This is a genomic window from Nonomuraea guangzhouensis, assembly GCF_019396345.1.
In the GTDB taxonomy this organism is placed as follows: domain Bacteria; phylum Actinomycetota; class Actinomycetes; order Streptosporangiales; family Streptosporangiaceae; genus Nonomuraea; species Nonomuraea guangzhouensis.
Map to the genome: position 1 here is coordinate 140,972 of NZ_JAHKRM010000013.1, position 13,001 is coordinate 153,972.

Annotated in this window: 16 protein-coding genes and 1 pseudogene; 7 read left to right on the forward strand and 10 right to left on the reverse strand. The window is 68.0% G+C overall.

What is annotated here, in order from left to right; translation table 11 throughout:
- Positions 1-152 precede the first annotated feature (152 nt).
- The 4 genes and pseudogenes from KME78_RS26935 to KME78_RS68460 all read right to left on the reverse strand — a co-directional run.
- Positions 153-1,058, reverse strand: coding sequence for a hypothetical protein (locus tag KME78_RS26935; RefSeq protein ID WP_219532137.1), 906 nt, complete (start codon positions 1,056-1,058; stop codon positions 153-155).
- A 64-nt stretch (positions 1,059-1,122) separates the two neighbouring features.
- A complete protein-coding gene (locus tag KME78_RS26940; RefSeq protein ID WP_219532138.1) occupies positions 1,123-1,260 on the reverse strand; it encodes a hypothetical protein in 138 nt (45 codons plus the stop codon).
- Positions 1,261-1,606: 346 nt separating this feature from the next.
- Complete coding sequence (locus tag KME78_RS26945; protein ID WP_219532139.1) at positions 1,607-2,398, reverse strand: arginase family protein; 792 nt, start codon at positions 2,396-2,398, stop codon at positions 1,607-1,609.
- 120 nt (positions 2,399-2,518) lie between these two features.
- Positions 2,519-2,837: pseudogene (locus KME78_RS68460) on the reverse strand (hypothetical protein); the annotation flags it as partial.
- Between KME78_RS68460 and KME78_RS26950 the strand changes: the two are divergent.
- Positions 2,827-3,036, forward strand: a complete 210-nt coding sequence (locus KME78_RS26950) for a hypothetical protein (RefSeq protein WP_219532140.1) — start codon at positions 2,827-2,829, stop codon at positions 3,034-3,036. The pseudogene KME78_RS68460 and the gene KME78_RS26950 overlap by 11 nt on opposite strands.
- Before the next feature lie 22 nt (positions 3,037-3,058).
- On the opposite strand, the gene KME78_RS26955 is transcribed toward KME78_RS26950, so the two are convergent.
- From KME78_RS26955 to KME78_RS26975, 5 genes are all read right to left on the reverse strand, one after another.
- Positions 3,059-4,066, reverse strand: a complete 1,008-nt coding sequence (locus tag KME78_RS26955; protein WP_219532141.1) for a sigma-70 family RNA polymerase sigma factor — start codon at positions 4,064-4,066, stop codon at positions 3,059-3,061.
- A gap of 11 nt (positions 4,067-4,077) precedes the next feature.
- On the reverse strand, positions 4,078-4,251 hold the full coding sequence (locus tag KME78_RS26960; protein WP_219532142.1) for a hypothetical protein: 174 nt from the start codon (positions 4,249-4,251) through the stop codon (positions 4,078-4,080).
- 73 nt (positions 4,252-4,324) lie between these two features.
- Positions 4,325-5,053, reverse strand: a complete 729-nt coding sequence (locus tag KME78_RS26965) for a DUF899 domain-containing protein (RefSeq protein WP_219532143.1) — start codon at positions 5,051-5,053, stop codon at positions 4,325-4,327.
- Between the two features lie 20 nt (positions 5,054-5,073).
- Entirely contained in the window at positions 5,074-5,379 is a 306-nt protein-coding gene (locus KME78_RS26970) for a hypothetical protein (protein WP_219532144.1), read from the reverse strand.
- A gap of 354 nt (positions 5,380-5,733) precedes the next feature.
- Positions 5,734-6,096, reverse strand: coding sequence for a hypothetical protein (locus tag KME78_RS26975; protein WP_219532145.1), 363 nt, complete (start codon positions 6,094-6,096; stop codon positions 5,734-5,736).
- Between the two features lie 367 nt (positions 6,097-6,463).
- Here KME78_RS26975 and KME78_RS26980 point away from each other — a divergent pair, with 367 nt between their 5' ends.
- From KME78_RS26980 to KME78_RS27005, 6 genes are all read left to right on the forward strand, one after another.
- The gene (locus tag KME78_RS26980; protein ID WP_219532147.1) at positions 6,464-7,495 is read left to right on the forward strand and encodes a LacI family DNA-binding transcriptional regulator; all 1,032 of its coding nucleotides are present in this window, start codon (positions 6,464-6,466) and stop codon (positions 7,493-7,495) included.
- Between the two features lie 129 nt (positions 7,496-7,624).
- Entirely contained in the window at positions 7,625-8,866 is a 1,242-nt protein-coding gene (locus KME78_RS26985) for a sugar ABC transporter substrate-binding protein (protein ID WP_219532149.1), read from the forward strand.
- 19 nt (positions 8,867-8,885) lie between these two features.
- Entirely contained in the window at positions 8,886-9,836 is a 951-nt protein-coding gene (locus tag KME78_RS26990) for a carbohydrate ABC transporter permease (RefSeq protein ID WP_219532151.1), read from the forward strand.
- A 7-nt stretch (positions 9,837-9,843) separates the two neighbouring features.
- Positions 9,844-10,668, forward strand: a complete 825-nt coding sequence (locus KME78_RS26995; RefSeq protein WP_219532152.1) for a carbohydrate ABC transporter permease — start codon at positions 9,844-9,846, stop codon at positions 10,666-10,668.
- Between the two features lie 31 nt (positions 10,669-10,699).
- On the forward strand, positions 10,700-11,479 hold the full coding sequence (locus KME78_RS27000; protein ID WP_219532153.1) for a ThuA domain-containing protein: 780 nt from the start codon (positions 10,700-10,702) through the stop codon (positions 11,477-11,479).
- Positions 11,476-12,609, forward strand: a complete 1,134-nt coding sequence (locus KME78_RS27005; protein ID WP_219532155.1) for a Gfo/Idh/MocA family protein — start codon at positions 11,476-11,478, stop codon at positions 12,607-12,609. The genes KME78_RS27000 and KME78_RS27005 overlap by 4 nt, the downstream gene beginning before the upstream one ends.
- 28 nt (positions 12,610-12,637) lie before the next feature.
- Here the strand turns inward: KME78_RS27005 and KME78_RS27010 are convergent, their stop codons facing one another.
- Positions 12,638-12,979, reverse strand: a complete 342-nt coding sequence (locus tag KME78_RS27010) for a hypothetical protein (RefSeq protein ID WP_214642774.1) — start codon at positions 12,977-12,979, stop codon at positions 12,638-12,640.
- Between the last annotated feature and the right edge of the window lie 22 nt (positions 12,980-13,001).

The window sequence follows — 13,001 nt, forward strand, 5'->3', positions numbered from 1 at the left end:
GCTAAAAGGTGCCGAGGCGGCGATGGCGCGGATCGAAAGTGTCCGTACCACGCTCGCGGCCGGAGCCGGTGTGGGCGCCGCGATCACGCTGATCTTGCCGTTCGCCGGCGTCAGCGGTGAAAAGGCGTGCGTCGCAGGCTCGGGGCGGCTGCCTACGCGCCCGAAGGGAAGGTCAAGTCGAGCAGGGCACTGGGACGGGGGAGCTTCCCCGTCAGCGACGATTCCGGCGCCACCTGTGCGGGACGCGGCGTCGAGACGCGCATGCCCAGCGTTCTCGGGTGATCCCGGCCGGGATATTGGGAGAAGACCCCCGCCCGGCGACCGCCGGAGACGGGCCAGCCGGTGCTCAGGGTGAGGGCCTGGCCTCGGCCGTCGTCGATGTGCAGCATCCAGCTGATCTTCGTTGCGGCGACTTTCGCCAAGGGCCGGGTGCCGATCAGGGCGCGGAAGGTGGGAGAGACCGCGTGCAGTTGCCGGAAGGTGATCGTGCCCCGGTACATGGTGGCCTTCAGGTCGGATCCGTACGTTTGGGGGCGCTTGCTGGAAGCCATGGCCAGCAGCGTCTTCAGCGTGGCAGGCTCAAAGACGTTGATCAACTGGTCCCCGTACGCCGCCGCGGTGGCACTCCTGCGGCCCGCCGCCGCCCACGTCCTCCCCTCGGGCAGCACAGGCGCGTACAGCGGACCGGACCGATAGAGCAGTCCGTTCACCGCGATCGACCGGTTGGGCTTGGACTCCGTCCCCACCTTCGCCGCGTCCCAGGCGCCCGTCTTCATCTGGTCGCGCATCCGGAAACCGGGGCGGAGGGTACGGGTGATGTCGGCCGCGCCTACCCCCGTCCCACCGAGCATCAGGACGCCGCGGTTCTCCACCTGGAAGATGTCCTGGTCGCGGCCGAGGTACAGGCCGCCTAACTCCACCACCCGCACCGCCTGACGCTTGGCGATCTGCTTCTTCAGCGTGGAGACCGGGTCGACGGCGGCCTGGGCGGGCGCGGGCGGAGCGACCAGCGCGGCGGAGACCAGGGTCACGGCCATCAGGGTGATCCAGCGTTTCATGGGCGCTCTCATCATGATCGGGAACGGACCGGCACAGTCTGCCGGTCCGGCTACGGCTGTGTCACTAGCCGGGAATGCCGGGGTTGAGGGGCTCGGTGACGGTGGTGACGCGCAGCATCTTCGGGTGCAGGTCCCGGGCCTGCTGCACTTCTTCCGCCGCCGAACCGCCGAACCGCCGAACCGCCGAACCGCCGAGCCGCATGCTGAGGCTCGGCGGCCAACACCGCCAGGAAGGTTGGGAATTGAGCACTGTGCCACCCCACCTTGAGGTCGTCGACTGCGCCTGGGTGCTACTCGCGGCTCCCGACACAACGGGCGCCGTGAACGTCTTGCCACCCGCGCCACCATCCTGCGGTCGGCGCCACGAATCGCATCACCCCGAACGGTTCATGCTCGGCTGATGACGCATTGGGAGAGCACCCCGGTGGGCATGGCGCTGTCCGGACTCCCCGAGTAGCACCTGGTCGCGTGACACATGAATCGAACATGTGATCTAAAATTTGTTGTCGGGTGAGTGGGTGCGGAAGAAGGCGTGGATATGTCGGCCGTCAGTGTGTCAGCGCGGCGCCCAGCCGGTGGATCACGTCGGCCTCGTCGGGGTTGACGTCGTCGCTGGAGGGAGCGTGTTCGGTGATGGCGGCTCCGATGATGTCGTTCACCTGGGAGACGAGGTCGATCAGTCGCTGTGGCTGTACGCCGTTCGGCTCCGGGTAGCAGGTCGCGCCGAAGGCGGTGGGTTCCAGGACATCCAGGTCGATGTGTACGTACACGGGGCCGTGCAGGCCGTCGAACGCGCGCTCCAGGTCGTCGACGCCGTACCTGCGCAGGCCGGTCTTCGCGAGGTATTCGTGTTCGGACGCGTCGCCTGCCCGCTCTCCAGCGATGATCACTTGCTCGGGGCTCAAGGGCTGCTCCGGTGTGAGGGCAGCTGGTCCGTCTCCGAGTAGTGCGCGTACCACCATCCCGTGGAAGGCGCCCGATGGCAGGGTCTGCGGGCTGTAGACGTCCGGGTGCGCGTCGATCCACAGCACTGTCAAAGCGTCCCCATAGCGGGCGTGGGCAGCGGCGATGGACGGGATGTCGACCGCGCAGTCGCCGCCGATGGTGATCACACGGTCGTCGATGGCGGCCAATGCCTTCCGCGTCAGCTGCTGGTTCTCCACCAGCGCGTCGAACGCGCGGATCCCGGCTGTCTTGTCCCCGCCGGTCTCAAGCACCGGCACGGTCACCACCGCGTCGGCCGGAACGAGTTCGGCGGCGCGGCGGGCACCGGTCATCAGCTGCGGCGCCTTGCTGGATGCTGAGCCTTGCCACTGTGGTACGCAGAGCACAGTCGTCATGCGGCGACGATACGGGGCGCCCGGATCAAAGGTCTAGATCGTCTTGGGCTGTTATCAAATATTTTTGCACCAGATCGGGCTCGTAGCGGGAAATTACACATGCTGTTCTACTCTGCACGCGTGGATCCGAGGCCATCTTCGCTCGCATCCGCGTTTGGCGACCTGGGTCAGCAGCAGGGCGAGCCAGCAGATCAGCACCTGCGCGCGGATGGGGTGTTCGAGGTGGGGGAAGACCTTTCGCGCTGGGCCTTGATCCGCTCCAGTTCGGCCTCGATCCGCGTGATCGCCTGCTCGCGTGCGTTGCGTGCTGGTCACGCAGTTGCTGGTCGGGGTTGTGGCAGATGATGAACCTGACGTCACCGGCGCCGTCGATGCGGACTTGCCAGCGGCCCTGCCGGGACAGAGCCTGCTCGACCAGGGCGCCGCCGTTGCGCATCCGTGTCAGTTCGATCGAGCGGATCAAAGCATCCCGACCAGACCTGCGCTTCCACATCGGCCGTATGCTCGCCGATGCCGACCGGATCGCCGTCTGCGGTCGCGTTCGTCAAGGCCCCGACCCCGGCGGGCCGGTCAGCCGCTTCATCTGGCTGGCGGACGGAAGGCCGGCCGGGATGTGGGCCTGTCGCAGCGCCACGTGATGAACCGGCAGGCCGGTCCGCGTTACCGCATGGACTCGGCGGCAGCGGTGGGCGGCAGCCCGCAGAGGGGGAATAGGCCGGGGTCGAGGAACGCGACGATCCGCGCGATGCCCACGGCCGAAACGGTCAGCACTTGAATCGCGTGCGCCTTGTACACGCCGTCGCGGTCGCGCGTGTAGGACCCGAACGCGGGCTGGCCGTTGACGCATGTCGGGACCATCCGGTGGTCACCGGATGCCCGGATCCTGGTGGCCAGGAATCGCCCGACCCGCTCCCGGCCGGCGAACCACGTCGGGATCGGCGGCATCTCCCAGACCGCGTCCTCGGTCAGCACCTCCGTCAAGGTGGCGATGTCGGCGTTCTCGAAGGCGGCGGCATACCGGTCGAGCAGCGCCCGCCGGTCCGGTTCGGCCGGTTCGGTGATCCCCTCCTGATCGGGGGCGAGTTGGCTGAGCTGCGCGTGGGCGCGCTGCAACGCGCTGTTGACCGCGGCGGTCGTGACACCGAGCAGGTCGGCGACCTCGCTCGCCCGCCAGGCCAGCACGTCGCGCAGGATCAGCACGGCACGTTGGCGGCCGGGCAGGTACTGCAACGCGGCGATGAACGCCAGTCTCATGGTCTGCCTGGCCTCGACGACCGCGGCCGGATCGGTGCCGAACAGAACGTCGGGAGCGGGCTGCAGCCACAGCACCTCCGGCGGTCTCGGGCCTATCGTCTCGTCCGGATCGTCGCTGGGGCCGCCCAGCCCGGAGGGCAACGGCCGCCGCCGGCCGCCCTGCAGCGCCTTCAGGCATGCCCGGGTCGCGATCCGATACAGCCAGGTGCGCACCGAGGAACGCCCTTCGAAGCCGTCGTAGCCCCGCCACGCCTGCAGGTAGGTCTCCTGGAGCGCGTCCTCGGCATCGTGGATCGAGCCGAGCATCCGGTAGCAGTACGCCAGCAGCTCCCGCCGGAACGGCTCGCTCAGCCTGGCGAACGCCTCGCCGGGCGAATCGGCGATATCCGCCTGGAGCTGACGTGTGCCCGCCATCGCCCCGCCCCTCATCCCATCGGCCAGATCATGGCGATCATTGTCGCGGCCATGAGGGCATGGGCCAGATGGGAGATCCTCTCGCCGCCGCCGGAGCCGGGTCGCGCGGAGCGCGACAGGAACCACAGCGCGGTGCCCGCCAGCAGGAGGGCGAGCACCCACCTGATGGGTATTGACTCGATCATTCGATGACTTCCGTGTTCGAGGCGGCGGGTGACGCCTGCGGTTCGCGGCATCACCCGCCTTGCCGTCCGTGGCTCAGTGGTGGGAATGGGGGCGGGAGCGGTCGCCGTAGGTGTCGTGGTAGGGGAATTCGGTGACATAGCGCTGCCGCCCGAGCGGGGTCAGGTCGAGGTAGTGGTAGGTGCTCAACATGACCTCGGCGCCGCGTCCGTACGTCGAGTAGGTGTGGTAGACGGTGTCGCCGTCGCGGAGGAAGACACTCACGGCCTGGGCGTCGCCCTGCAGCGCGTGGGTCAGGCCCTCCCGTTCCAAGGTCGCCCTGTCCTTGTAGTTGTACTCCACGGGCGCGACGGACTCGTCGTTGGTGACGTGGAAGTCGTAGTTGAAGGTGGTCCCGGCCGAGGAGTACCACGGGATCGTCCATCCCATCCGCGCCCGGAACTTCTCCAGCTTGTCCAGCGGCGCGCGGGAGATGAGCGCCAACGTGGTGTCGCCGGCGTGCAGATGCTCCAGGCGGCCCACGTTGTCGACCGCGAACGAGCAGCTCGGGCAGCCCTCATCCCAGCTCGGGTCGAACATGAAGTGGTAGACGAGCAGCTGGCGACGGCTTTCGAACAGATCGACCAGACGCGCCGGACCAGCAGGACCTTCGAACGCGTACTCCTTGTCGATCCGCACCATCGGCAGTTCGCGACGCCGTACGGTGACCGCGTCCTGCGCCTGCATGGCTTGCTTCTCCTGCGCCAGGAGCTCCAGCCGGGCCGGTAGCCACTCCTCGCGGGATACGACCTTGGGAAGATTCATGATCTGCTCCTTCTCTCTGTTCACGGCGCGCAGAAACGGTAGGAACCGACCAGCGCGGCATCAGATCGCGTCGGCGACCCGGCCATGCGCTCGGACGCCCTCCGCTGGAACTCCGCGAACGCCGGCAACCGCGACAGCGGGCTGTCATCCCCCTCGCTGATCACGACGTGCAGGAAACTCACCCCGTCGGCCAGCCGGAAAGCCGCATAACGAAACCCCGGGGGAGTTGCCTCGTTCAACTCGTCGAACACCCGCTCCACCAGCCGCTGGTTCTCCTCCGCCGCGTCGGCCCGTGTCTCGTACCGGATCACAACCGCCTTGCTCATCCCGGCGACCTCCCATGGACGTCCAGAACCGGCCCGCGCCGTTCGTGGGCCTATCTGTACAGAGGCGGCGAACCCCGAAAACTCATCGCCCCACCCGCACGCGACCTCGCGCACCGAAGACATGGACCACGACCTGGCCGGTCGCCCGACCACTGTCGGTGACCTGAGCGCCGACTACGACGCCATGGACCGCCTCACCGGCCAGACGCTGAAGAACGGCTGGTGCGACCTCTACTAGTGGTTCTGCCAGGCCGTGAGCTGCGACCTGGTGAGGTGGAGGTCGATTGCGACGCGGTGGTGTTGTGGCATGCCCGCGGGAAAAGCGGACGGAGGTAAGGGCGCACTCGGCGACCGCTAGACGGCGCAGGGCACGCTGGCGCCCGTGCGGATCTCGTAGAAGAACGCGCGGCGAAGGGCAGGCGGCACGATGGCGCGGCCGACGCAGAGCGTGAGGTCGCCGCTCAGCGCATGGAGGATCACCTGGCAGCCGGACGGTGGCCGGTTGTCGAAGGAACCGACCTGCTGGCCGGGGACCAAGCCGATAAAGGCATCACAGGAGCTGTAGCTAATGTTGGTCGTCGGCTGGGAGAAAGCCGTGTCGGCGAAGAATGTGAGCCGTCCTACGTCCGCATGTGCGGGAGCGGCCATAAAGATCACCCCGGCGATTGCTGCAATGGCCGCACATGCCGCGCGACCAGGGCGAATGGCACGTAACATTGCCTCTCCCGCAAAGTATTCAGCTGTTTACTGAAAGAGAATTCCTGAACGGACTCCTGCATTCAGGTGTAAACGCGTTCGGTGCCCGATGCAAGTGCATTCCCGGAGCAATTCCGGTGCCACCACGAGCCTGTCGAGGGTGACCGGCCGGACGTCGTTGGCCAGACCCGCGAGTGTCACGGCACGCGGCCGATGCCCCTTGCCTGCCGGCGCCTCGGGTCGCAGCGGCAGGATTCCCGCGCAACCAGACGATTCAGCGGGATTCCAGAAATATTGCGGGGAGATGTCTTGTGACTCAGAGGATCGCCGTCGTAGCGTATCGGCACTGGCGATTGATACGCATCGACGATTTCCTCCAGGGGGTGTCATGGCGGCGTTCACCAGCAAGGACGTCGCGCGTGTCGCCGGTGTCTCGCAGAGCACCGTGTCCTATGTGATGACCGGCAAGCGGCCCATCTCCGAGCGCACACGGCGGCGGGTCCTTGACGCGATGGAACAGCTCACCTACGAACCGCACGCCGGTGCCCGGGCTCTCGCGGGGCGTCGTACCCGTGTGGTCGGACTGGTCGTGCGCTTCGGGATCGGGGGCGACACCTTCGGGTTGCTGCCGTTCATCGAGACCATCACCAGCTCGGCCCGCGCCCACGATCACGATGTTCTGCTCGTGACCGCGGACGAGGGCTCCGCGGGTCTGCGGCGCCTCGCCGGACGGGCCCTGTGCGACGCGATCATCATGATGGACATCGAGGAGCAGGACGAGCGGGTCCCGGTGGCCGCCGGGCTGTCCGTTCCGGTGGTGCTCATCGGTGTGCCGGCCGACCCGGCCGGGCTGCACTGCGTCGACCTCGACTTCGAGGCGGCGGCCCGGATGGCCGTCGACGAGCTGGCCGGCGCCGGGCACGACGAGATCGTCGTGATGGGTTACCCGGCCTCGTCGATGGAGCGGGGCCTGAACTTCGTCGGCCGTGTTCTGCGATCGGCGCGGCGGCAGGCGCGGGTGCGCGGCCTTCCGCTGACGGTGATCGAACCGGTGGAACGTGGACAGGAGGCCGCTGCGGTCGATCAGCTCCTCGCCCGATGGACTAACAAACATCAGCGGCTCGGAGTACTGGTGCCGCACAGCGACGCGATCGTGCCGCTGCTGAACGCGCTGCGGAAGCGGGACGTCGTGCCGGGCCGGGACATCTCCCTCATCGGACTCAGTACCGACCGCGAGGCCGAGCAGTCCGATCCGCCGTACACGAATGTCTCCGGGGAACCGCGCGACGTCTCGCGGCGCGCGATGGAGACGCTGTTCTGGTTACTTGATCCAAGTTCTGGGGTGGAACGTCCCGCAATCGACCTGGTCGCGCCTCGACTCACCCGTCGTACGACCGTGATGCCTACTCCCTCCAACTGATCAGCCGTCACAGGCCCGCGATACGCATCGTCGATGCGTATCGACGGACCCCTCACATAGCCGCAGTCGATACGTATCGACAGAGACTCGATCCGCCCCGGAAATCTTCCGTATCCGAAAGGACACGACATGATCCGCTCCCCCCGATCCCGCCGCGCCCAGGCCGCGCTCGCCTCGATGCTCACCCTGCCCCTCGCACTCACCGCCTGCGGCGGCGGCTCGAACGGCGGCGGCTCCAACAGCGGCGGCGACTCTTCGACCCTGCGGGTGCTCGACTACTACAACAACGAGCCGAGCAAGACGGTCTGGCAGAAGGCCATCGACGCCTGCGGCAAGCAGGCCGGTGTCACCATCCAGCGCGAGGCGGTGCCCGGCGCGACCCTGATCCAGAAGGTGCTCCAGCAGGCGTCCTCGCGGACCCTTCCGGATGTCCTGATGCTGGACAACCCCGATCTGCAGCAGATCGCCCAGAGCGGTGCCCTCACCCCGTTGAACGACCTCGGGCTCAAGGCCGACGGGTACGTGGAGGGCGTGGTCAGCGCCTCGACGTACAAGGGCAAGCTCTACGGCCTGCAGCCGATCACCAACACCATCGGGCTGTTCTACAACAAGGACCTGCTCGACAAGGCGGGTGTGAAGCCGCCGACGACCTGGGCGGAGCTGCGGACGACGGCCAAGAAGCTGACCTCCGGCGGCACGTACGGGCTGGCGTTCTCGGCACCGGCGAACTACGAGGGCACCTGGCAGTTCCTGCCGTTCATGTGGTCCAACGGTGGCGACGAGAAGAACATCGCGACGCCGCAGACCGCGCAGGCGGTGCAGTTGTGGGTCGACCTGATGAACGACGGCTCGGTGTCGAAGTCCGCCCTCAACTGGACCCAGGCGGACGTCAACGACCAGTTCCGGGCGGGCAAGGCCGCGATGGCGGTCAACGGGCCGTGGCAGTTCCCGGCGTTGGACGAGGACAAGAGCGTCAATTACCAGGTGGCGCCGATCCCGGCACCGGTCGCGGGCAAACCGATCGTCGCGCCGCTCGGCGGTGAGACGTGGGCCGTGCCGCAGACCGGGAACAAGGACAAGCAGGCCAAGGCCGCCAAGGTCGTCGCCTGTCTCAACTCGGACGACAACCAGCTCAGCCTCGCCAAGGGCACCCAGACCATCCCCACCAAGACGGCGCTGCTGGAGAAGTTCAGCTCGAGCAACCCGAACATGGCCGGTTTCGTGGACCAGATCCCGACCGCGCGGGCGCGTACCGGTGAACTCGGCGCGGACTGGCCGAAGGCGGCCACGAAGATCTACACCGCGTTCCAGTCCGCGCTGACCGGGCAGGCCACACCGGCCAAGGCCCTGGAAACGGCCCAGAATGGTTGAGCACCCACAACAGCCCACGATGGTACGTCAGACAAGTCCACCACCGGCGACCGTGGCGGTCGCCGGACCCCGCTTCTGGCAGTCGCACCACTTCCAGAACCGCGCCGCGCAGGTGCTGTTCCTGGCCCCGGCCGTGATCTACATGGTGGCGTTCTTCGGCTACCCGATCGTCAAGAACTTCCTGATGGCCTTCCAGGAGTACACGACGAGCACCTTCTACACCGGCGAGGCGCCGTGGGTCGGGTTCGCCAACTACGCCGCGGTGGTGTCCTCCCCGGTGTTCGGCAAGGCCATGCTGAACACCGTCCTGTTCACCGCCGGCTCGATCGCCGCGCAGTTCGTCATCGGTCTGGCCCTGGCGATGTTCTTCCGGCGCCGCTTCCCGCTCAACGGTGTGCTCCGGTCGTTGCTGCTGCTGCCGTGGCTGATCCCGCTGATCGCCTCCGGCGCGGTCTGGCGGTGGATCCTCGACAAGGACAACGGCGCGCTCAACCGGTTCCTGGCCGCCATAGGCGTGGCGAGCGACCACCCCGGCTGGCTGACCAGCACCTCGCTGGCGCTGGTGGCGGTGATCCTGGTGAACATCTGGATCGGCATCCCGTTCAACCTGACCATCCTGTACGGCGGGCTCCAGGACATCCCGGAGGACCTGTACGAGGCGGCCGCGCTGGACGGGGCGGGCGGCTGGCAGCGGTTCCGGTATGTGACCTGGCCGCTGCTGCGCCCGGTGGTAAGTGTCGTGCTGGTGCTCGGCGTGGTCTACACGATCAAGGTGCTGGACGTGATCCTGGCGCTGACCGGCGGCGGCCCGGCCAACGCCAGCCAGACCATCGCCACGCAGTCGTACCACCTGTCGTTCCAGCAGTTCGACTTCGGTCAGGGTGCCGCGCTCGGCAACATCCTGATCGCGATCTCCCTGGTGTTCGCCATCTTCTACCTGCGCGCCAACCGGCGTGCCGTGGACGAGTGAGGCCGTCATGACCACCATCGCAAGGCGCACCCAGGCCGGCTGGGGCAGCACCGTCGTCGGGATCGTCATCCTCGCCGTTCTGCTGTTCCCGATCTACTGGATGGTCAACGTCTCGCTGCAGCCGGGCGGCTCGGCGGTCGGCACTCCGTGGCTGCCGCTCGACCTCAGCTTCGACGGCTACGCCACCGCGCTCGGCCAGCAGGGCCGCAACCTGGTCACGAGCCTGGTCGTCGCCCTCGGCTCGGTCGTGTTCAGCCTGCTGATCGCGATGCCGGCGGCGTACGCACTGGCGCAGTTCAAGGTCCGCTTCGCGGGCGCGTTCCTCTTCGGGATCCTGATCTCGCAGATGATCCCGGGGATCGTCATCGCGAACGCGCTCTACACCGCCTACAACGACCTGGGGCTGCTCAACTCGGTCCCGGGCCTGATCCTCGCCGACTCGACCGCGGGCATCCCGTTCGCGATCCTGATCGTCCGCGCGTTCATGACCAACATTCCGCCGGCGGTCCTGGAGGCCGGCCGGGTCGACGGGGCCGGTCACGTCCGGACGTTCGTCTCCATCGTGCTGCCGATGAGCCGCAACGCGCTCATCACCGCGGCCCTGTTCACCTTCCTCTTCTCCTGGGCGGACTTCCTGTTCGCCCTCACCCTCACCACGACCGAGGACGTGCGCCCGGTGACGCTCGGGCTCTACACCTACATCGGGACATATGTCAACGACTGGAGCTCGGTCATGGCCACCGCCGTGCTCGCCTCCATCCCGGCCATCGTGCTGCTCGTCGTCGCCCAGCGCTATGTCGCCGCGGGAACGACGGCCGGCGCCGTCAAGTGAATCCAGCAACCCCCAGCAGAAAAGGTTCGACATGACAAACGGAACGCCCGGCCCGCTGCGTGTGACGGTGTGGGGCGAGAACCGCCACGAGCAGATCGAGGAGCACGTGGCGAAGATCTATCCGAAGGGCATGCACACGACGATCGCGGAGGGCATCGAGGAGAACCTCGGCGACGGCTGCGTCGTCCGCACCGCGACGCTCGACGACCCGGAGCACGGCCTGACCGAGGAGGTGCTGGCCGACACCGACGTGCTCACCTGGTGGGGGCACGCGGCGCACGACGAGGTCACCGACGAGGTCGTCGAGCGCGTCCACCGGCACGTGCTGTCCGGGATGGGACTCGTCGTGCTGCACTCCGGGCACTGGTCGAAGATCTTCACCAAACTGATGGGGACGAGTTGCACCCTGCGCTGGCGCGACGAGCACGACCGTGAGCTCATCTGGACGGTCGACCCCACGCACCCCATCGCCAAGGGCGTGCCGCACCCGCTGATCATCGACGAGGACGAGATGTACGGGGAGTTCTTCGACATCCCGGCACCGGACGAGCTCGTGTTCGTCAGCTCGTTCAGCGGCGGGGAGGTGTTCCGCAGCGGCTGTACGTTCCGCCGCGGCCACGGCAAGATCTTCTACTTCCGGCCGGGGGACCAGGCGTACCCCACCTACCATCACAAGGACGTGCGCCGGGTCATCGCGAACGGCGTCGCCTGGGCCCGCACCGACCGGCCGGAACGGAGCCATCCCGTGCTCCTGCGGTACGCGACCGGCGAGTTCTTCCAGGGCCAGGGCTACACGGGACCGCTCCAGTGAGCTTCCGGACGATCCCCTGCAGCCCGGCGGACCCGCTCCGGGTGGTCATCGCCGGCGCCGGCGGCATGGGCCGGGCCTGGCTGGCCACCGTCGCCGACTCGCCCGAGGTGACGCTCGCCGGCATCGCCGACCTGGACGTGGCGCTGGCCCGGGACGCCGCCGACGCGGCCGGCCTGCCGGATCTCCCGGTCGGCACCGACGCCGTCGCCCTCGCCCGGCAGACCGGCGCCCAGGCGCTGATCAACGTGACCATCCCTGAGGCGCACCATCCGGTGACCACCGCGGCGTTGTTCGCCGGCCTGCCGGTGCTCGGTGAGAAGCCGGTCGCGGAGAACGTGAGCCGGGCGCTGTCCATGGCCGCAGCGGCGGAGGTCACCGGCGAACTGTTCATGGTCAGCCAGTCCCGCCGCTGGAACCCGCAGCTCGCCGCGCTGCGGGGGATGACCGCGCGGCTCGGCGCGATCGGGACAGTGAGCACGGCGTTCTTCCGGTCCGAGCGGTTCGGCGGGTTTCGGGATCTGATGCCGTACCCGCTGCTCGTCGACATGGCGATCCACGCCTTCGACTCGGCGCGCTTCCTGCTCCGGGCCGAGCCGGTGACGGCGTACTGCCAGTCGTACAACCCGCCGTGGAGCTGGTTCGCGGGGGACGCCAACGCGACCGTGGTGTTCGAGATGGAGGGCGGCACCCGGTACGTCTACAACGGCAGCTGGTGCAGTCCCGGCGACATCACCTCGTGGAACGGGACCTGGCGGGTCAGCGGCGAGAGGGGCACCGCGCTCTGGGACGGCGACCACGAGCCGGTCCTCGACGCCGAGGTGGCTGCCGGTGAAGCGGCCGGCTCGTCGTACTCCGGGATCGCCGGCGCCTTGCAGGTGTTCGTGCGGGCGCTCCGGACGGGGGAGCCGCCGTCCGGCGAGGTGCACGAGAACGTGATGAGCCTGGCGATGGTGGAGGCGGCGGTGCGGTCCGCGACGAGCGGCCGGGTCGAGCGCCTGGACGACGTGCTGGAGCGGGCCCACGCGCAGGCGCTGGGGGAGGAGACCCGGGCGGACGTACGGAACGCGCTCGCCGGGTGGACCTCGGTGCGGGACGTGCTGGCCGGCCCTGAGCGGGTGGAGACGGGATGACGGGAGCCGCAGGGGGTTCGGGCGACGGTTACAGATTTTCCTCGCGACGCCGCCGTTCGTTGTACGCGCGCATCCGTGGTGGGTAGCCCATGATCTGGACGTCGTACACCGGCAGGGCGAGGTCTCGGGCGACCTTGTGGATCACAGCGGGGGAGCCGACCCGGCGGCGGGTCCACTCGCCGTCGTCGGCCACGGCGACGGCCGTGGTGTCCGTCGCGAAGGTCTCCGGCTCGACGAAGAACTCGACGCCTCGCCGTGATTTGGCGAAGGCGATGAGCGCTTCGATATCGGCGTCAGTGGCTTCCCGGTCGAACTTCGCGATTTTGGAACCGCGCAGCCGCCGAATGCCGTAGCGGTCTCGCCATCTCATGAGTCCTTTTTATACCGTCAAA

Bases quoted from the DNA above. Each gene is read 5' to 3' on its own strand.
- KME78_RS26935 (WP_219532137.1), bottom strand. From the start codon at position 1,058: ATGAAACGCTGGATCACCCTGATGGCCGTGACCCTGGTCTCCGCCGCG.
- KME78_RS26940 (WP_219532138.1), bottom strand. From the start codon at position 1,260: ATGCGGCTCGGCGGTTCGGCGGTTCGGCGGTTCGGCGGTTCGGCGGCG.
- KME78_RS26945 (WP_219532139.1), bottom strand. From the start codon at position 2,398: ATGACGACTGTGCTCTGCGTACCACAGTGGCAAGGCTCAGCATCCAGC.
- KME78_RS26955 (WP_219532141.1), bottom strand. From the start codon at position 4,066: ATGGCGGGCACACGTCAGCTCCAGGCGGATATCGCCGATTCGCCCGGC.
- KME78_RS26960 (WP_219532142.1), bottom strand. From the start codon at position 4,251: ATGATCGAGTCAATACCCATCAGGTGGGTGCTCGCCCTCCTGCTGGCG.
- KME78_RS26965 (WP_219532143.1), bottom strand. From the start codon at position 5,053: ATGAATCTTCCCAAGGTCGTATCCCGCGAGGAGTGGCTACCGGCCCGG.
- KME78_RS26970 (WP_219532144.1), bottom strand. From the start codon at position 5,379: ATGAGCAAGGCGGTTGTGATCCGGTACGAGACACGGGCCGACGCGGCG.
- KME78_RS26975 (WP_219532145.1), bottom strand. From the start codon at position 6,096: ATGTTACGTGCCATTCGCCCTGGTCGCGCGGCATGTGCGGCCATTGCA.
- KME78_RS26980 (WP_219532147.1), top strand. From the start codon at position 6,464: ATGGCGGCGTTCACCAGCAAGGACGTCGCGCGTGTCGCCGGTGTCTCG.
- KME78_RS26985 (WP_219532149.1), top strand. From the start codon at position 7,625: ATGATCCGCTCCCCCCGATCCCGCCGCGCCCAGGCCGCGCTCGCCTCG.
- KME78_RS26990 (WP_219532151.1), top strand. From the start codon at position 8,886: ATGGTACGTCAGACAAGTCCACCACCGGCGACCGTGGCGGTCGCCGGA.
- KME78_RS26995 (WP_219532152.1), top strand. From the start codon at position 9,844: ATGACCACCATCGCAAGGCGCACCCAGGCCGGCTGGGGCAGCACCGTC.
- KME78_RS27000 (WP_219532153.1), top strand. From the start codon at position 10,700: ATGACAAACGGAACGCCCGGCCCGCTGCGTGTGACGGTGTGGGGCGAG.
- KME78_RS27010 (WP_214642774.1), bottom strand. From the start codon at position 12,979: ATGAGATGGCGAGACCGCTACGGCATTCGGCGGCTGCGCGGTTCCAAA.